Annotated in this window: 19 protein-coding genes and 1 pseudogene; 11 read left to right on the plus strand and 9 right to left on the minus strand. The window is 69.1% G+C overall.

The window, feature by feature from the left end; genetic code table 11:
• Positions 1-36: 36 nt before the first annotated feature.
• The 3 genes from ACWCOV_RS30405 (at position 37) to ACWCOV_RS30415 (ending at position 2,492) form a co-directional block, all read left to right on the plus strand.
• Positions 37-522: a MarR family winged helix-turn-helix transcriptional regulator gene (locus ACWCOV_RS30405; RefSeq protein ID WP_449832760.1), complete on the plus strand. Its 486-nt coding sequence runs from the start codon at positions 37-39 to the stop codon at positions 520-522.
• 40 nt (positions 523-562) lie between these two features.
• Positions 563-1,786 carry a GNAT family N-acetyltransferase gene (locus tag ACWCOV_RS30410; protein ID WP_449832761.1) on the plus strand — a complete coding sequence of 408 codons (1,224 nt, stop codon included), beginning with the start codon at positions 563-565 and terminating at the stop codon, positions 1,784-1,786.
• 82 nt (positions 1,787-1,868) lie between these two features.
• Positions 1,869-2,492, plus strand: coding sequence for a hypothetical protein (locus ACWCOV_RS30415; protein ID WP_449832762.1), 624 nt, complete (start codon positions 1,869-1,871; stop codon positions 2,490-2,492).
• Here ACWCOV_RS30415 and ACWCOV_RS30420 read toward each other — a convergent pair.
• Positions 2,416-3,012 carry an ArsR/SmtB family transcription factor gene (locus ACWCOV_RS30420; protein WP_449832763.1) on the minus strand — a complete coding sequence of 199 codons (597 nt, stop codon included), beginning with the start codon at positions 3,010-3,012 and terminating at the stop codon, positions 2,416-2,418. The two genes, ACWCOV_RS30415 and ACWCOV_RS30420, sit on opposite strands and share 77 nt — an antisense overlap.
• A gap of 58 nt (positions 3,013-3,070) precedes the next feature.
• Here ACWCOV_RS30420 and ACWCOV_RS30425 point away from each other — a divergent pair, with 58 nt between their 5' ends.
• Positions 3,071-3,649, plus strand: a complete 579-nt coding sequence (locus ACWCOV_RS30425; RefSeq protein ID WP_449832764.1) for a dienelactone hydrolase family protein — start codon at positions 3,071-3,073, stop codon at positions 3,647-3,649.
• Between the two features lie 8 nt (positions 3,650-3,657).
• On the opposite strand, the gene ACWCOV_RS30430 is transcribed toward ACWCOV_RS30425, so the two are convergent.
• Complete coding sequence (locus ACWCOV_RS30430) at positions 3,658-3,885, minus strand: hypothetical protein (protein WP_449832765.1); 228 nt, start codon at positions 3,883-3,885, stop codon at positions 3,658-3,660.
• 118 nt (positions 3,886-4,003) lie between these two features.
• Positions 4,004-4,798: an NAD(P)H-binding protein gene (locus tag ACWCOV_RS30435; protein ID WP_449832766.1), complete on the minus strand. Its 795-nt coding sequence runs from the start codon at positions 4,796-4,798 to the stop codon at positions 4,004-4,006.
• A gap of 56 nt (positions 4,799-4,854) precedes the next feature.
• Here ACWCOV_RS30435 and ACWCOV_RS30440 point away from each other — a divergent pair, with 56 nt between their 5' ends.
• Entirely contained in the window at positions 4,855-5,985 is a 1,131-nt protein-coding gene (locus ACWCOV_RS30440; protein WP_449832767.1) for an epoxide hydrolase family protein, read from the plus strand.
• 72 nt (positions 5,986-6,057) lie between these two features.
• Here the strand turns inward: ACWCOV_RS30440 and ACWCOV_RS30445 are convergent.
• Positions 6,058-6,429 (minus strand): annotated as a pseudogene (locus ACWCOV_RS30445) (GNAT family N-acetyltransferase); the annotation flags it as partial.
• Between the two features lie 76 nt (positions 6,430-6,505).
• Between ACWCOV_RS30445 and ACWCOV_RS30450 the strand changes: the two are divergent.
• Complete coding sequence (locus ACWCOV_RS30450; protein WP_449832768.1) at positions 6,506-6,994, plus strand: winged helix-turn-helix transcriptional regulator; 489 nt, start codon at positions 6,506-6,508, stop codon at positions 6,992-6,994.
• Here the strand turns inward: ACWCOV_RS30450 and ACWCOV_RS30455 are convergent.
• The gene (locus ACWCOV_RS30455) at positions 6,991-7,860 is read right to left on the minus strand and encodes a helix-turn-helix domain-containing protein (protein WP_449832769.1); all 870 of its coding nucleotides are present in this window, start codon (positions 7,858-7,860) and stop codon (positions 6,991-6,993) included. The two genes, ACWCOV_RS30450 and ACWCOV_RS30455, sit on opposite strands and share 4 nt — an antisense overlap.
• Before the next feature lie 153 nt (positions 7,861-8,013).
• Between ACWCOV_RS30455 and ACWCOV_RS30460 the strand changes: the two genes are divergently transcribed.
• The gene (locus tag ACWCOV_RS30460) at positions 8,014-8,844 is read left to right on the plus strand and encodes an SAM-dependent methyltransferase (RefSeq protein ID WP_449832770.1); all 831 of its coding nucleotides are present in this window, start codon (positions 8,014-8,016) and stop codon (positions 8,842-8,844) included.
• Between the two features lie 45 nt (positions 8,845-8,889).
• On the opposite strand, the gene ACWCOV_RS30465 is transcribed toward ACWCOV_RS30460, so the two are convergent.
• Both ACWCOV_RS30465 and ACWCOV_RS30470 read right to left on the minus strand, forming a co-directional pair.
• Positions 8,890-9,975, minus strand: coding sequence for a ricin-type beta-trefoil lectin domain protein (locus ACWCOV_RS30465; protein WP_449832771.1), 1,086 nt, complete (start codon positions 9,973-9,975; stop codon positions 8,890-8,892).
• 103 nt (positions 9,976-10,078) lie between these two features.
• On the minus strand, positions 10,079-10,645 hold the full coding sequence (locus ACWCOV_RS30470; protein ID WP_449832772.1) for a helix-turn-helix domain-containing protein: 567 nt from the start codon (positions 10,643-10,645) through the stop codon (positions 10,079-10,081).
• 69 nt (positions 10,646-10,714) lie between these two features.
• Between ACWCOV_RS30470 and ACWCOV_RS30475 the strand changes: the two genes are divergently transcribed.
• From ACWCOV_RS30475 to ACWCOV_RS30485, 3 genes are read left to right on the plus strand one after another with little or no spacing between them, the layout of a single operon-like run.
• Positions 10,715-11,401, plus strand: coding sequence for an AzlC family ABC transporter permease (locus tag ACWCOV_RS30475; RefSeq protein ID WP_449832773.1), 687 nt, complete (start codon positions 10,715-10,717; stop codon positions 11,399-11,401).
• Positions 11,398-11,724: an AzlD domain-containing protein gene (locus ACWCOV_RS30480; protein ID WP_449832774.1), complete on the plus strand. Its 327-nt coding sequence runs from the start codon at positions 11,398-11,400 to the stop codon at positions 11,722-11,724. Before ACWCOV_RS30475 ends, ACWCOV_RS30480 begins: the two co-directional genes overlap by 4 nt.
• 25 nt (positions 11,725-11,749) lie before the next feature.
• On the plus strand, positions 11,750-12,448 hold the full coding sequence (locus ACWCOV_RS30485) for a hypothetical protein (protein WP_449832775.1): 699 nt from the start codon (positions 11,750-11,752) through the stop codon (positions 12,446-12,448).
• On the opposite strand, the gene ACWCOV_RS30490 is transcribed toward ACWCOV_RS30485, so the two are convergent.
• Together ACWCOV_RS30490 and ACWCOV_RS30495 are read right to left on the minus strand one after the other, a co-directional pair.
• Positions 12,445-14,535, minus strand: coding sequence for a spermine/spermidine synthase domain-containing protein (locus ACWCOV_RS30490; protein WP_449832776.1), 2,091 nt, complete (start codon positions 14,533-14,535; stop codon positions 12,445-12,447). The genes ACWCOV_RS30485 and ACWCOV_RS30490 overlap by 4 nt on opposite strands.
• A gap of 96 nt (positions 14,536-14,631) precedes the next feature.
• Positions 14,632-15,474, minus strand: coding sequence for a S1 family peptidase (locus ACWCOV_RS30495; protein ID WP_449832777.1), 843 nt, complete (start codon positions 15,472-15,474; stop codon positions 14,632-14,634).
• A 266-nt stretch (positions 15,475-15,740) separates the two neighbouring features.
• Here ACWCOV_RS30495 and ACWCOV_RS30500 point away from each other — a divergent pair, with 266 nt between their 5' ends.
• The gene (locus ACWCOV_RS30500; protein ID WP_449832778.1) at positions 15,741-17,216 is read left to right on the plus strand and encodes an LCP family protein; all 1,476 of its coding nucleotides are present in this window, start codon (positions 15,741-15,743) and stop codon (positions 17,214-17,216) included.
• Positions 17,217-17,218 lie beyond the last annotated feature (2 nt).

Raw genomic sequence — 17,218 nt, forward strand, 5'->3', positions numbered from 1 at the left:
GGATGCCTGTCAAAATATTGAAAGGAATCCTTACGGATGTCAAGAGTCGAACTCCTCCGGCTCGACCGTAAGCCGTTCATCGCCCTGGTCGACCGCGCCAACCGGGCGCTGCAGGCGGACATGGTCCGGCACGGCCACCGGGACGGCCATCCGGAGCTCAAGCCCGCCCACAACGCGGTCTTCGGGACGCTCAGTCCCGACGGCTCCCGCGCGGCGGACATGGCCGCGCGGGCCGGGATCACCCGGCAGTCGATGGGTGAGGTGATCCGCGAGATGGTGGGCCTCGGCATCCTCGAGATGCGCCCGGACCCCGAGGACGGCCGGGCCAAGCTGGTCACCTACAGCGAGCACGGCCGCGAGGTCGCCGCCGACGGGTACGCGCACCTGCGCGACCTCGAGGAACGCTTCGCCGAGGAGTTCGGTCCGGACGACTACGCGACCGCCCGCGACGTCCTGGCCCGGGTCGCCGACCTCCTCGACCGCTGGGCCGCGGAACGGGCGTCAGAGGCCCCCTCCGGATAATCCACCTGAAAGTGTCCGCGGGCCGTGTGAGGATCTGAGGATGACCGAGCAGATCGCCGTACGACCGGCCGTGCGTGAGGACTACGACGAGTTCCGGGCCTTGTTCGCCCAAGCGCTGATGTTCGAACCCTCCGGCGGCGACGACCTGGGCCGGGCGATGTTCGAGCCCGAGCGCGCGCTGGTCGCGACCGACGGCGACGAGATCGTCGGTACGACGCGCGCCCTGACGCGAGACTTGTCCGTGCCGGGCGCGGTGGTGCCGGCCGCGCATGTCACCTCGGTGGGAGTGCGGGCGACGCATCGCCGGCGTGGGGTGATGTCCGAGCTGATCATCCGGCAGTTGCGCGAGGCGCCGGAGGCGATCGCGGTGCTGTGGGCCAGCGAGTCGGGTATCTACGGCCGGTTCGGCTACGCGCCGGCGGCCTGGGGTGTGTCCTACGAGGTGGATCTGCACCGGGTCGGACCGCCGGACGTGCGAGTCCGTCCTGGCGAGCTCGGTCTGCTGGCTGCTGAGGGCGCCGCCGAGCAGCTCGCGCCGCTGCTGAAGCGCCTGCAGGAACGGCGTCCTGGCGTCTCCGGCCGATCCGACCTCGGCTGGCAGCAGCACCTGGAGGACAAGCCGGAGTCGCGGGGTGGGAAGACCGCCCGGCAGATCCTGGTGCACCGCGATGAGGCCGGCGCGATCGACGGGTACGCCTTGTGGCGCGGCAAGATGAACTGGGACCCGGTCGGCCCGTCGAACGAGGTCTCGGTCGAGGAGGTGGTCGCGATCGAGCCGGCCGCCTACCGGGCGCTGTGGCACTACCTGCTCTCGCTCGACCTGGCCGCCAAGCTCGAGTTCGGGCATGCCGCCGTGGACGAGCCGCTGCAGCAGCTCGTCACCACCCCGACCGCCCTGAGCCGCCGGGTGACCGAGTCCCTGTGGGTGCGGGTGACAGATGTCCCGCGCGCGCTGGCCGACCGGCGGTACGCCGTACCCGTCGACCTGGTGTTCGAGGTGGCCGACGACCTGATCCCGGCGAACGCAGGCCGCTTCCGGCTGACCGCCGACGGCCCGTCCGCGCCCGCGAAGTGCCACCAGACCGACGATCCGGCCGACCTCACCCTGTCGGCCCGCGAGCTCGGCGCGATCTACCTGGGCGGCCGCCCGCTCGCCGAGTTCGCCGCCACCGGCCGCGTCACCGAGCACCGCCCCGACGCCCTCACCACCGCCAGCGCAGCCTTCACCTGGCCGACCCCACCGGTGAGCATCGAGATCTTCTGACCGGCCCTTTCGGGCACAGTCGGTCCGAGAACGAGCCGGCCGGGCTTATCGTCGTACCGAGCCTGGGGGTGGGGAGGTTCGGATGGCGACGCGTGAGTTGTCGCGATCGGACCCGGCGGTAGCTGTCGGTCCGGTCGGCTTGTTGACCATCGGTGCGGTCGGTGGCCTTGCCTGGGCGGCAGGACTGCGCGGATTCATGGCCCAGGTCGCGGGTGACGAGGCCGGTGTCGAGTGGGTCGGCACGTTCGTCTGGATCCTGCTGCCCGGCGTGCTCATCGGAGTCCTGCTGGGGTGGGCCGAGCACCTCCGCCGCACCGGCGGGCGTCCGCACTGGCGGTGGCTTGCTCTGGCGCCGCTGCTCTTCCTGGCGGTGCTGACCCCCGATCCACTCGGTGTGCTGGAGAACGGCATCGGAGGCGGTGCCATCGGCGTCCCGCTGTTCGGCATGCTCGGCGGTTACGCCATCGCCGGTCACGGTCATCTGTTGTGGCGACTGATCGCGGGAGTCGTGGCGTTCAGCGTCGTACCGATCTGGGCGTTGACAGTCGAGTCCTTCGCGCCGCACCTCGGGCTCGGCACTCCGGCCGGCCTGTGGGTTGCGCTGTACTACTACTCCTTCATGGCCGTCCTCATGCTTGCCTGCTCGATTCCTCATCGACCGGTGGCAGGGTCGGGTAGTCGAGGATCGGGTAGAGGCCGACGGTGAAGCCGTAGGTGGTGTCGCCGGAGCGGGGGAGCTGGTCGAAGTCGTGGATGAGGCGGTCGACGCGCTGCCAGAACTCGGCGGCGCGCTCCTCGGGGATGCGGGCGTGCCGGATGAACGAGCGGAGCTGGCCGTCGTCGTAGGCGGCGGTCGACTCCTTCGCCGCGACCTCGAAGTCGTTGAAGTCCGGCGGCAGCGGTACGCCGTCCGGCCCTGAGCGACCCAGGCCGACGTAGAACATCCGCGCGGCCCGGCCGTAGAAGCGTTCCTCGATCGCCCGCACCCGCCGGGTCCGGACCACCCGCAGGATGCCCGCGTCCGCCAGCACCTTCACGTGGTGCGCGACCGTGCTCTTCGGCCGCTTGACCGCGGCCGCCAGCTCGGTGACCGTCGCGGCCCGCTCGTGCAGCAGGCCGAGAATCGTCGTCCGCAGCGGGTCGCTGATCGCCCGGACCTGCTCGGCGGTGGTCAGCTCGATGGTGTCCTCAAGCTCGTAGTCCGGCACCGGCCCCTTGATCGGCATGATCGGATCAGACTAACATCGCGAATCGTTCGAAATATTTGGATCATTGGAGCTGATCATGGCTGAGGTCGTTCTGTACCACCATTCGCAGGGCCTGACCGAGGGCGTGCAGGCGTTCGCCGAGGAGCTACGCCAGGCGGGGCACACGGTCCACCTGCCTGACCTGTACGACGGCAACACCTTCGCCACCCAGGAGGAAGGGATGGAGTACGCGAAGAAGGTCGGCTTCGGCACGCTCCTGGAGCGCGGTGTCGCCGTCGCCGGGGACCTCCCGGAAGCGCTCGTCTACGCGGGCTTCTCGCTCGGCGTGATGCCGGCGCAGCAACTGACCCAGACCCGCCCCGGCGCCAAGGGCGCGTTGTTCTTCTACTCCTGCCTACCGGTGGAGGAGTTCGGTGAGTGGCCGGACGGCGTCCCGGTGCAGATCCACGGCATGGACCAGGACCCGTTCTTCACCGAGGAAGGCGGCGACCTGGACGCCGCCCGTGCCCTCGTTGCGGCCACCGACCAGGCCGAGCTCTTCCTCTATCCCGGCAAGGAACACCTCTTCGCCGACTCGTCCCTCCCGTCGTACGACGAATCAGCCGCCGCCCTCCTCAGGCAGCGAACCTTGGTGTTCCTGGCCGGAATCGACTGAGGTGGGTCTCAGAGAGCGTGCAGCTTGGCGAACGGGGCGAGGACACGGATCAGCTTGCCGCCACCGAAGTCGACGACGACCGCGTAGCCGCCGTCGACCGTGCTGATCCGGCCCAGGCCTTCCTTGTCGTGGGACACCCGCTGGCCGACCTCGAAGACCTTGATCGGGTCCGGCACGCGGGGTTTGAAGGGACTCGTGGACAGGTGACGACGCGTCGTCGCGCGGAAGGAATCCATCAGGGTTCCAGTATGCGCCACGTCCCGCCGCCGGGACGCTTCCCCGTCAGGAAACCGCGGCTCGGGCGGCCTCGGCGCGCACATCAGGGTGTTCAGGCTGTTCGCGGCCGGGCCATCGTCATCGAGGACTGAAGGCGCCTGCGTTCCGGTCGGACCACTCGCGGAAGGTGCGCGCGGGCCGGCCGGTCAGGTCGGGTACGGCGGTGCTGACGAGATCGGATCGTGGACGGTTCTCGGCGCTGTCCACGAGCGCTTCGACCAGCGCCGGCGGTCGACCGTCGGCGAGCAGTTGAGCCCGGGCCTCGTCGAACGGGGTCGGGTCGAAGGTGAGGGTGCGGCCGAGCGCCGTACCCAGGATCTCGACCTGGTCGGCGCGGCTGAGCACCTCGGGACCGGTCAGCGCGTGTGTCGTGCCGGGCTGTGGTTCGAGCAGGATCCGAGTGGCGACCGCGGCGATGTCGGCTGGGTCGATCACTGCCGTCGGAGCGCTCTCCGGCCCGCGTACGACGTCGCCGGCGCGGAGCTGACCCGCCCAACCGAGCGCGTTGGACGCGAACGTGTCGGCGCGCAGGATGGTCCACTCGGGCCCGGACTGCTGGACGGCCTGCTCGAGGTCGCTGTGCAGCCTGGTGATCGGGTCGGTGTCGCGACCGAACCGAACAGCGGTCGACGACAGGTAGACGACCCGACGCGCATGCTGCGCGATCACGTCGAGCATGGCCGGTGCCCCCTCGGCGGTGAGGAACGGCCAGATCAGGAACACCGTGTCCACGTTTTCGAGCGCCTCGGCGAGCGTCTCGGGCCGGCTGAGGTCGGCGCCGGATCCGCGGTCGAGGGCGCGGACCTGATCCGCGGGCAGTTGTGCGATGAGCTCACGGCCGAGGTTCCCGGTGGCGCCGGTCACGAGGATCATCTCAACCACAACCCTGCTGCGGTCGCGCGGTATTCCGGCCGCGTAGGTTCGGGGGCATGCGAGAGTTCAGGATCGACGTCCCGGACGAGGCGCTCGACGACCTGGCTGAGCGGCTGCGACGCGTTCGTTGGCCGCAGCAACTACCTGGTGCCGGGTGGGAGCGTGGAGTCCCGGTCGAGTACCTGCGGCAGCTTGTCGAGCGCTGGCAGTCGTTCGACTGGCGGACGTGGGAGGCCCAGCTCAATGAGTATCCGCAGTTCAGCACCCGGATCGACGAGCAGACGATTCACTTCCTGCACGCGCGATCACCCGAGCCGGACGCGCTGCCGCTGATCCTCACGCACGGCTGGCCTGGTTCGGTCGCCGAGTTCCTGCCGATCCTCGGCCCGCTCACCGATCCCGCGTCGTACGGCGGTGATCCGCGCGACGCCTTCCACGTCGTGGCGCCGTCGGTGCCGGGCCACGGATTCTCGGTGCCGCTCGAGTCGCCGGGCTGGAACCATCGCCGGATCGCGCACGCCTGGGCGGAACTGATGGCGCGCTTGGGCTATCCGCGGTACGGCGCCCAAGGCGGCGACACCGGATCGGTCGTGTCACCACTGCTCGGACACGTCGATCCGGAGCACGTGATCGGCGTACACATCAACGGGGGATTGGCTTTCCCGCCGATCGAGCCCGGCGATGTCGACCAGCTGTCCGACGTCGAGCGGGAGCGGCTGGCAGCGGCTGAGCGGTTGCGCGAGGTCGGGACCGGGTACGCCGAGCTGCAGGGCACGCGGCCGCAGACGGTGTCGTTCGGGTTGAGCGACTCGCCGGTCGGGCAGCTGGCCTGGATCGTGGAGAAGTTCTGGGAATGGACCGACCCAGCCCGTGCGCTGCCCGAGGACGCGGTCGACCTCGACCACCTGCTGACCGACGCGTCGATCTACTGGTTCACCAACACCAGCGCCTCGTCTGCCAACCTGTACTACGAGAATCGCGTGGCGGCCGACGACCCGGCGCAGCCGTCCGGCGTGCCGACCGGGGTCGCGGTGTTTCCGACCGACCCGGCGATCCGGCGGGTACTAGAGCGTCGGCACCGCATCGTTCACTGGTCGGAGTTTTCCCGCGGCGGTCACTTCGCTGCGCTCGAGGCGCCAGACCTGCTCGTCGGCGACATCCGGGCGTTCTTCCGGGAGCTTCGCTGACACCAGGAAGTTGACCAGGGCGCCGTCCCGCTCGACCGTGGCGTCCGGCCAGCGGCGGCGGATCATCCGCAGGGTCAGGTCGTTGGCCGGACTCACCACGAACAGGAACCGGGTCGCACCCGCCGTGATCGCGTCCGCGGCGGCGATCGACAGCATCCGTACGCCGAGACCGCGCCGCTGCTCGGGTTCGCTGATCACCGCGGCGAGCTCGGCGGTCTGGTCGTCGTACCCGATCGCCCAGGCCCACATCGCGTGGCCGACGACCTGGTCGTCGCGAGTGGCGACCCACGACTGGCCGGACGGGCAGAGCATGCGCAGCACCAGCGCGGGCCGCGGTGGGCGGCCGATGGCGGTCTGGAACCGGAAGTAGAGGCTGAGGTCGGTCAGTCCCATGAGCATCGTGGTCAGATCGTCCGCGTCGGGTTCGCCGGCGGGCCGGATCATCGGCAGCTGAGTCTGGTTCACGGATTCAGCCTTCCCTGACTTGGCTGAGTCTGTCAAGCGGACTTATCCTCGAGGTATGACTGCGACGGTGCCCGAGGCGATGAACTGGTCGACCGAGAACTGCACGATCTCCCGGACGATGCAGATCCTCGGCGACAAGTGGACGTTCCACGTGCTGCGGGAGCTGTTCGTCGGCGTCCGGCGGTTCGAGGACATCCGGGTCCGCGCCGGGATCCCGCGGCAGGTGCTCACCGAGCGGCTCGCGGCGCTCATCGAGCGCGGGCTGCTGCGGCGGCATCCGTACCGGCTGCCGGGGCAGCGCGAGCGGTACGAGTACCGCCTCACCCAGGCCGGGCTCGACCTCTACCCGGTGCTGGTGGCGATGATTCAGTGGGGCGACCAGTACCTCCCGCTCGACGGTGGCCCGCCGATCGTGCCGCAGCACCGCGAGTGTGGTGAGCACGTCAGTGTCGTGCTGCGGTGCGAAGCAGGCCACGAGCCGGAAGCCCGCGAGATCGCGATCCGCCCCGGCCCGGGCGCCAAGCCGCGGGCGCTCGCGGGCTAGAGCAGGTCGATCGCGTTGCGGATCAGGCGTTCGGTCTCGCGGGGCTGGGCGGCCGAGATCGACAGCGTGTCCATGGTGATGGTGTAGCCGTCGACCTCGTCGCGCTTGTCGACGTAGACGGCGCTGGTGAGGTGCTCGATGTAGACGATGTCCGGCAGGTCGGCGTCGTTGAACCGGAGCAGGGTGAACGCGCCGCCGGTCGCGCCGTACCCGCCGGTCGCGAACGGGATGATCTGCAGCGTGACGTTGTGCCGTTTGGACGCGACGATCAGGTGCTCGAGCTGTGCCTTGAGGATCTGCTTGTTGCCGATCGGACGGCGTAGCACGGCCTCGTCGATGACCGCCCACAACCGGGCCGGACGTGTCCGGGTGAGCACCTGCTGGCGCGACATCCGCAACGTGACAAGGCGTTCCCGCTCCGCGGGCGGCATCGGCTTGTCCCGGCCGAGCTGGAACACGGCCCGCGCGTACTCCGGCGTCTGCAGCAGGCCGGGCACGAACTGGAGCTCGAACGTGCGGATCAGGTCGGCCGCCATCTCCAGGCCGAGGTAGGAGTGGAACCAGGTCGGCGTGACGTCGTCGTACCGCTGCCACCAGCCGGGGTTGTTCGCCTCCCGGGCCAGGTCGAGCAGGCGTTCGCGCTCGGCCGGGTCGTCGAGTTTGTAGAGGGTGAGCAGGTCGTCGACGTCGCGGACCTTGAAGCCGACCCGGCCGAGCTCGAGCCGGCTGATCTTCGACTCCGAGCCGCGGATCGCCCAGCCGGCGTCGGTGCGGGTGATCCCGGACTCCTCACGGAGCCGGCGCAGATGAGCCCCGAGCATGATGCGCAGCGCGGTCGGCCCGCCGTACGCGCCCGGCTCAGTCACCCTCGCCTCCCCAGATCGTCACATCACGGCCGAACGATCATTTCACAACAGAATGTGACGCGGTCCAACTGGCGCGCGTGCACCCCGTGTTCACGGGCCCCTACGGTCAGTAGAGTCTTCCCACACACATCCCGACAGCTGCGAGGTTCGCTGATGCCCGATGCCACCAAGGCGCCCAGTTCGATTCCGGTGGGCGTGGACACCACCCGGGCCAGCATCGCCCGGGTGTACGACGCCGCGCTGAACGGCAAGGACAACTACGAGATCGACCGTGAAGTGCTGCGCCAGGTGGCCACCGTCGCCCCGCAGGTGAACGACCTCGCCTGGTCGAACCGGAACTTCCTGATCCGGGCCTGCCGCTTCCTGGCCGGCCAGGTGGGCATCACGCAGTACCTCGACTGCGGCTCCGGTCTGCCGACCGCGGAGAACACCCACCAGGTGGTGCAGCGGCTGAAGCCCGAGGCCAAGGTGCTCTACATCGACAACGACCCGGTGGTGCTCGCGCACGGCCGCGCGCTGCTGGAGGAGAACGAGAACACCCTGTTCGTCAGCGCCGACATCTTCGAGCCCGACGAGGTGCTCGAGCTGGTGAAGGAGCAGGACTTCCTCGACTTCGACCAGCCGATCGCGGTGATCCAGAACGGCACCATCCACCACTACCTCGGCGACGACGCGCCGCAGCTGATGCAGAAGTACGTCGACGCGGTGGTGCCCGGGTCGTACACGGTGATCGCGCACTTCCTCGACCCGCAGACCCCGGAGCACTCCGAGATCGCGCGCAAGATGGAGGAGAAGTTCACCCACAGCCCGATGGGCAGCGGCGTGTTCCGCACGTACGACGAGATCCGCGCGATGTTCCCGGGCCAGGAACTCGTCCCGCCGGGCCTGGTGCTGTGCGACGACTGGTGGCCGGACGGCCCCCGCGTCAAGCCGCTCAACCAGGTCGAGGAGTGCATCGCCGGCGGCGTCGGCCGCAAGCTCTGAACGACGTGTGCAGGGCGCCCGGTGTCGCCGGGCGCCCTGCCTACGTCAGGCCGGCACAGTCCAGCGCTGTGCCGTGGAGTTGTTGCAGGTGGCAACAGTCACCGGATTCCCCGAGGTGGCGGGCGCGGTCAGGCATCGCCCGTTCGCCCGGATCGTGCCGTCGCCGGACACCGTCCACTGCTGGTTGGCGCCGCCGTGGCAGCTGTAGAGGATGACGGCCCCGGCCTGGGTCGCGCTCGCGTCCAGGCATCCGAAGTTGGCATGCAGGGTGTTGTTCTCGGCGTGCACCCAGTTCTGGTTGTTGCCGCCGGTGCAGCTGTAGAGCAGGACCGTCGTACCGTCGGAGCCGGACACGTCCAGGCAGCCACCGCTGCCGCGGACCTCACCTGACGACGAGTTGCCGATCCCGTTCTCCTGCACCGCTGTGGTTCCGGCGATCGTCACCTGGCTGTCGGCAGCACACCCACTGCTCTCCGAACTACCGGTGAAGCGCGCCGTCTGGCTGCCACTCGTCGGCGCGCTCATCGTCAGCTTCGAGTACGGCTCGTCGTCGCAGGTGGCCTTGTCGTTGTTCCAGTCGAAGTACTCGGTCCAGCTCACCATCCCCGACGTGCTGATGGCGTTGCCGGCGCCGGTCTGCAGGCTGCCGAGCTTGAACGACGTACCGGCGGTCAGGTCGCGGACGGTTACGCCGTACCAGCCGCTGCCTTCGCTCGCGATGGCGAACGCGTAGGTGTGGCCGGCGACGGGAGACTGGTCGAGGCGGCAGCTGCCGCCGGTGCCGTCCTCCTGGAACCGGAGGCAGTAGGTCCCGGCGTCACCGGCGCGCCAGTCGGTGGAGTTCCAGAGCGAGTAGATGAACATGCCGACGCCGTCGCGGTGCGTCTGCAGACCGGTGTAGCCGCCGACGCTGCCGGCGGTGAAGCCGAACTGGTTGGCCCAGTACACGTTCGCCTTTCCCGGCGACGCGTTGATCGTCATCCGGAACTCGGCCTGGGTCACCGAGGCGGTGTCGAAGGTGTAGTTCACGTAGGTGCCGGGCGTGACACCGACGGCGGCGGCGTTCGACGCCGGGACGACCGTGGTGGCGAGCCCCAAGAGGGCGCAGAGCAGTAGGGACTTGAGTCGCATCGGGGTGCAACCTCCAAACGAAGCGGGCGGACTTCGGTTCAGAGCGCTCGACGTTGATAATGCGCAGAAGTGTGCAGTCCTGTCCAGAGCTGAGCAGGAAAAGTCAGACGTGTTCGGAGACCAGGACAGCTGACGTGCCCTCCTCGAGGGCTTGGAAGATGTGGGGGTGGTCGCCGGGGTAGGCGACGTAGTCGCCTGGGGTCAGTTCGATGGGGGAGTCGGTGGGGCCTGCCAGGGCTCGGCCGGAGCTGAGGACCACGTGTTCGACCACGCCTGGCATGTGGGGTTCGGATTTGCGGCCGGGGCCGGGGGAGGCGGCGATCCGGTAGATGTCGCGGCGGGCGTTCGGCGGGCAGGAGGCGACCAGGGTGGCGGCGTACTCGGCCTGGTCGGAGTAGATCACCGGACCCTCGCCGGCGCGGATCACCTGGACCTTGGGGCGTGGTGGGTCGAGCAGCGCGGCGAACGGGGTGTCGAGCGCGACCGCCAGCGCCCACAGGGTTTCCACGCTCGGGTTGCCGGTGCCGGACTCCAGCTGGGACAGCGTCGACTTCGCGACGCCGGCCCGCTTCGCCACCTCGGTCAGGGACAGTCCCGCGCGCGCCCGGTGCCGGCGCAGTGAGGCCGCGATGACGTCGAGCGGCGCCTTGCTGTCCATCGTGCTGTCCATCGATGTTCGCTCCATCGGTCCATTTGTTCGGCTTGACGAACGGGCGGTGCCATGTTCATCATAATGCCCATGCGTTCGATCTGGCGAACACTCGACCGTGGGCTGGCCCGGGACATCGGGCTGGTCTGTCTTGCCGACGGCGTGGTCGGGGTCTCGTACGGCGCGATCAGCGTCGGCGGCGGCCTGCCGCTGTGGGTGCCGGTGGCGTTGTCGGTCGTGGTGTTCGCGGGTGCGTCGCAGTTCCTGTTCGTCGGGATCGTCGCGGCCGGCGGCAGCCCGATCGCGGCGATGATCGCCGGGCTGCTGGTGAACACCCGGCACGTCGCGTTCGGCCTGGCGGTCAGCGACGTGATCGGCAGCGGCTGGCGGCGGCTGCCCGGCAGCCACCTGATGACCGACGAGAACGTCGCCTTCGCCCTCGGCCAGGACGAGGTCCGGCAGCGGCGGGCCGCGTATTGGGCCGCCGGCATCGGCATCTTCGTCTGCTGGAACCTCGGCGTCCTGGTCGGCGGCCTGGCCGGGACCGTGATCACCGACACCGACGTGTTCGGGCTGGACGCCGCCTTCCCGGCCGTGCTCCTCGCACTTGTGCTGCCGGCCCTGCGCGACAAGTCGACGCGTACGGCGGCCTTGGTGGGGATCGTGGTCGCGCTAGCCGCGACGCCGTTCCTCCCGGCCGGCCTTCCCGTCCTGCTCGCCCTGGTGGGCTTGCTGTTCTACCGCGCGGAGAAGCCCGCACTGGAGGTGTCCCGATGACGACCAACACTCCCGTACTGCTGGCCGCCATCGCGGTGCTTGCTGTTGGCACCTTTTCGTTGCGGTTCGCCGGGCCGCTGATGCGGAGCCGGTTCGAGGTGCCGGAGCGGGCTCAGCAGTTCATCGCCGCCGCGGCGGTCGTCCTGCTCGCCGCGCTGGTGGCGACGTCCGCCCTGATGGACGGCCACGGTCCGGCAGGGGTCGCGCGTCCGGCCGGCGTGCTCGTCGGAGGCGTCCTGGCCTGGCGGAAGGCGCCGTTTGTCCTCGTCGTGGTGGCCGCCGCCGCGACCGCGGCGGGTCTGCGGTTGCTCGGCGTACCGTAGGCCGGGCTGCCGCTACCGTGAGGTCATGAGCACCTATCCCGGGCACGCTGAGCCGAAGAAGAACAAGACGCTGACCTGGCTCGCGGTCGCGGCTTTCGTGATCGGGCTCGGGCTGACCGGGTTCTTCGTCTACCGGATCGTGACGACGGCGCCACGGACTCCGGAGCCGATCGGGGAGGGCGTCGTCCACCTGGACAAGGAAGGGCTGACGATCTACTCGTCCGTCCCGGTGCTCCTGCCGCCGTGCGAGGCCAAGACCGCCGACGGCGCCGACGTCCCGCTCAAGCCGGTGACCGGGTCCGAGCAGATCACCGTCAACTCCGACACCTGGTATGTCGTCGCCCGCTCGGTCGAGACCGTGCCCGCCGGCGACTACAGCATCTCCTGCACCGACGACGAGACCGGTGCGACGTACTTCGCCGGTCCGAAGATGTCGGTGCTCGCGTTCGTGGTGTCGATCCTCGGCACGGTGTTCTCGTTCCTGATCTTCCTCGGCCTCGGGATCACCTTCCTGACCGTCGCCGCGGTCAAGAACCGCCGCCGCAACCGGCCGGGCCCGACCTTCCCGGGCAGCGGTCCTGGACAAGGGGGTTTCGGGCAAGGTGCCCCGGGCAACTATCCGCCACCCGGGAACACCTTCCCGAACCAGCCGGGCGGCGGCTTCCCGCCGTACCACTCCGGGCCGAACCCGGACCGGCCGCAGGACCGCCCGCAGGACCGCTAGGCCCGGATCGCCGTGCGCACCTTGGGTGTCAGCAGGAACGCTCCCACGTAGAGCAACGCGGCCACGATCAGCAGCCCGTCGAACCCGATCAGCAGCGCGGCGTACTCCAGGCAGCCGCCGAGCATCGCGCCGAGCAGGTTCGCGCCGAACGACGCCGTCCCGTCCGCGGTGTCGGTGAACCGCTTGGCGAAGATCACGTTCGCCGCGAAGATCGGCAGGAACGCGATCAGCACCGCGACCACCGCCCGCAACCCGACCGGCATCGCCAGCAACCAGTCGTCGGGGAAGATCCACGACAACGCCAGCCCGCCGAACAGGACGACGTACATCACCTTCAACGGTGGCGTCTTGAACCGTCTGGTCACTTCGACGGCGGCCAGTACGGCGACCAGGACGCCGGCGAACACGATCGCGTTCACCACCCAGGTCGTGCCGAACAGCAGCGCGAAGCCGGTGATGCTCTTGGTCTCCAGCAGCATGAAGCCGGCGCCGAGCAGGAACAGGTCCGCGTACGGGCGCATCCGCCGGTACGACGAACCACCGCCGGCGATCCCGACCCCGATCAGGCCGGCCACCATGATCAGGCCGAGCGTGACCAGGTAGAGCGACGGGATCCGGTCGGTGAACAGGTACAGGAACGGCCGGTTGTCGGTCGCGGGCGGCGGCGTGATCGACGTCGGCCCGGCCCACGCCTTCTCGCCACAGGTCTGGTCGGCCTCGGTCAGCCCGACCGTCACGACGGCCTGCTGCAGGTCGTCGCCGACCTGGTCGACACACGGCTTGTGCCCGAACGCGGTCTCCGCGGTCGAGGCGAGCCGGTCGATCAGCCAGGTCTCGCGGTAGTAGTTGTACATCGCGAACGCGCCACCGGGGTTGAGGTGCTCCTTGGCGCTCTTGAACGCCTCCTCGGTGAACAGATAGCTCTCCAGCCGCAGCGAGCTCGCGCCGTTCACCAGCGTCAGCGAGTCCGGCAGGGCCAGCAGGATCAGGTCGTACTTCTTGTCGGTCCGGGACAGGAACGCGCGCCCGTCGTCGATGTGCGACGTCACCCGCGGGTCCTGGTACGGGCGGTCCGGGTGCAGTTCCTTGCCCAGGTCACGGATCCGCGGGTCGATCTCGACCGCGTCGACGTGCTCTGCGCCCTTCTTCAGCGCGATCGCCACGTCCGAGCCCGAGCCGGCGCCGATGATCAGCACGTTCTTCGGGGCCTTGCCGGCGTTCGCCCGCTCGTACGGCAGGCCGTACTGCGGCTCCCACTGCAGCCGCGAGTCCGCCGGGATCGCCTGCTGGTGCGGGACGCCGTTCACCGTGATCGTCAGCAGCGGAACGCCTTGCCACGTGTAGCTCTTGGTCTGCACCTTGTAGTACGGCGACCAGCTGTTCTCCGGCTGCCTCGACTCGTGGAACAGCACGCCGAGCATCACCAGCAGCGGGGACAGGGTGATGGCCGCGCTCAGTCCGACGGCGACGGCCCGGCGGCCGGACTCGGCGGTCCGCGGGATCATCAGCGCGCCGAACATCCAGGTGACGATCGCGCCCCACCAGATCGGCGGCGCGCCGAGGAAGGACAGCCCGGTGAACGCGCCGATCCCGATCAGGCTGCCGATCAGGTCGAACCGGTACGCCGTCAGCCGGGGCAGCTCGGCGAAGCACCGGCCGACCAGCTCGGCCGGGCCGGCCAGGATCACCGCGGCGGCGACGAAGACGATCGGCAGGATCACCCAGGTCGGCGGGCCGGTGGTGTTCAGGCTGGTGAAGTAGATGACGCTCTCGGAGGTGCCGCGGTTGACCGTGACCGGCTTCCAGGCGATCACCAGGACCAGCAGGCCCAGCATCACCGGGGAGTAGTACGGCAGCCGCTTCGCCCGGCTGGACCGCAGGATGCCGATCCCGATGCCGAGGAAGGAGCCGAGCAGCACGAAGTTCGAGAAGTAGCTCAGGTGGACCACGTTGGAGCCGGTCCAGCGGATCAGCGCGAGCTCGAGGAACAGCATCAGCGCACTGGACGCGACCAACCGGGTCCGGACCCCGAAGGGACTGGGCCAGTTCGTCGTACTGACGTGGTCAGTGGAGGAGTCGACTGCCATGCGCCGCGACGTTACCGGATCCGCAGTGTGATGCGTCACTCCACCGGTGTCAGGCGTGTACGGCGGCCACGCGCGGTGGCCGCCGTACACGCTCGGTCAGCGGCGGGCGGCCGGCTTGGGAAGCTGGCAGCCCGACTTGTTCAGGTCGATCGCGCGAGTCGCGGTCAGGCAGGTGTAGATCCACCACGTCTGCTGACCGTAGGCGGCGCCCTGGTCGACGGTGATGTTGCCGTTGGCGTCGACTTCGCACGGGTTGTTCACCGTGCAGCGTTCGCCGTCCTCGTTGCCGGTGTTGTTCACGCCGATCACCTCACCGTTCGAGGTGCTCACCACCGGTGATCCCGAGGTGCCGCCGATCGTCTCGCAGCCGGGCTGCTGGTACTTGATCGAGCTCTGCCAGGTCCAGCTGCCCTCCCGCAGTTGCGGGATGGTGGCCTGCACCGAGCAGGTGTAGATGCGCTTCCAGTAGCCGGACACGACCGCCAGGCCGGCGCCGTTCGCAGGGCCCTGCTTGGCCAGGGTCAGCGGGGTGACGTTGAGCCGGGACCTGATCGACGCGTACGACTCGTTCACCTCGTACACGAGCATGTCGGTCTTGGTCATGGTGCCGAAGATGATCCGGCGGGCCCGGACGGTGCCGGCCCGGCTGGAGTCCGGCCGGAGCAGCGTGATCGACCGGCTCGACGCGCGGTTCACCAGTACGACGCCCGGGTTGAGGAACCCGCCTTCGTAGCAGTGCCCGTTGGTGAGCACGAGGGCGCGATCGGTGTCGACGGACTCGGCGTACCGGACCAGCGACGCGGAACAGTTGCTGAGGGCGGCGATCCCGGTGAAGTCGGCGCCGGGCGCGGCAGTCTCGGCGGCCTGCGCCGTCGCGGTGCCGAGCAAGGTGATGGTGGCCGCCGCGGTGGCAGCCAGGAGGGTACGGAACGGTTTCATGGGGCGGATTCCTGTCCTCACTGAAGGTGGTTGCAGCACTTCGTAACGCATCCGCCCGGCGTCCACCATCACAACTGCGTGAAACCCGCTGTCCACAGGGTGTCTGCACGGGTTTTCCTGCGCTGAGTGAGAGGGCTGCTACTCTTCGTCTCCGGATCCGCCTCTGCTCGAACCATCTCACCGCCCGGCACGTCGTACCGGGTGGTGGTGGGGACGACAAGGTACGGTCGGCAGCGGCCGCACCGTACGGAGAACGGAAGGACGTCATGCCGCAGGAGAAGCCTGACCTGCGCAGTCTCAGCGAGCCGGTGCGGTTCAAGCGGGCGTTGGCGCTGGTGCTGATGACCCTGGTGCTGCCCGGGTCCGCGCAGATCGTGGCAGGCAGCAAGCGGGCCGGCCGGTGGGCCTGGCGGGTGATCGCCGGGCTGATCGCGATCGTCGTCTTCCTGGTCCTGCTCTCCCTGGTGTGGCGGTCCGGGACGATCAACCTGATGGCGCGGCCGGGCACGCTGCGGATCGTCCAGATCCTGCTGATCGTGCTCGCGATCGGCTGGGCGGCACTGTTCGTCGACGCGTACCGGCTCGGCCAGCCGCTGACGCTGGAGCGCAACCACCGGCTCGCCACCAGCATCCTGGACGCGGTGCTGGTGTTCGCGGTGGTCGGCGCCCTGATCTACGGCAGCGTGCTCGTGAACACGCAGCGCGACTTCGTCGCCAGCGTGTTCGGCAGCGGGCAGAAGTCGAAGGCCGAGAAGGGCCGCTACAACGTGCTGCTGCTCGGCGGCGACTCCGGCGCGGACCGGATCGGCACCCGGCCGGACAGCATCACGCTGGCAAGCATCGACGCCGACACCGGCCGGACCGTGCTGGTCGGCCTGCCGCGGAACATGGCCAAGGTGCCGTTCCCGGCCGGTACGGCGATGGGGAAGCAGTTCCCCGAGGGCTTCAAATGGAAGAACTGTGGGTCGAACTGCCTGCTGAACGGCGTCTACATGTACGCCTCCGAGCACAAGAGCCTGTTTCCGGGCGACCCGAACCCCGGCGTGACCGCGACCCGGCAGGCGGTCGAGGCGATCACCGGGCTGAAGGTGAACTACTACGTGCTGATCGACCTGGCCGGGTTCCGGGACCTGCTGAACGCGGTCGGCGGAATCACCCTGGACGTCGGCAAGCGGGTCCCGATCGGCGGCGGCAGCTCGCCGATCAAGGGTTACATCGAGGCCGGCAAGAACCAGCACCTGGACGGCTACCACGCGCTCTGGTTCGCCCGGTCCCGGGAGGGGTCGACGGACTACGAGCGGATGACCCGGCAGAAGTGCGTGATGTCGGCGATGCTGAACCAGCTGTCGCCGCAGACCGTGCTGACCAAGTTCCAGGGCATCGCCAAGGCCAGCAAACAAGTGGTCCAGACCGACATTCCGGCCGGTGAGCTGGGCACCTTCACCGATCTCGCGCTGGACGCGAAGAAGCTCCCGGTGTCAAGCTTCTCCGCGGTCCCGCCGTTGATCCGCACCGGCGATCCCGACTTCGCCCTGATCAGGACCAAGGTCGCGGAAGCGGTCGGGAAGTCGGAAGCGCTGGACAAGGCGGCCCCGGAAGGAGACGGTAAGACTTCGAGCACTCCGCGTAGTCCTACCAGCAAGCCCACCACGAGCACCACCAAGAAGACCCCGAAACCCAGCAGCTCACCGTCCAAGCCCACCACCGACGTCGACGACGTCGCTTCGATCTGTAAGGCCTGACC

The sequence above is a fragment of the Kribbella sp. NPDC002412 genome (genome assembly GCF_053592935.1).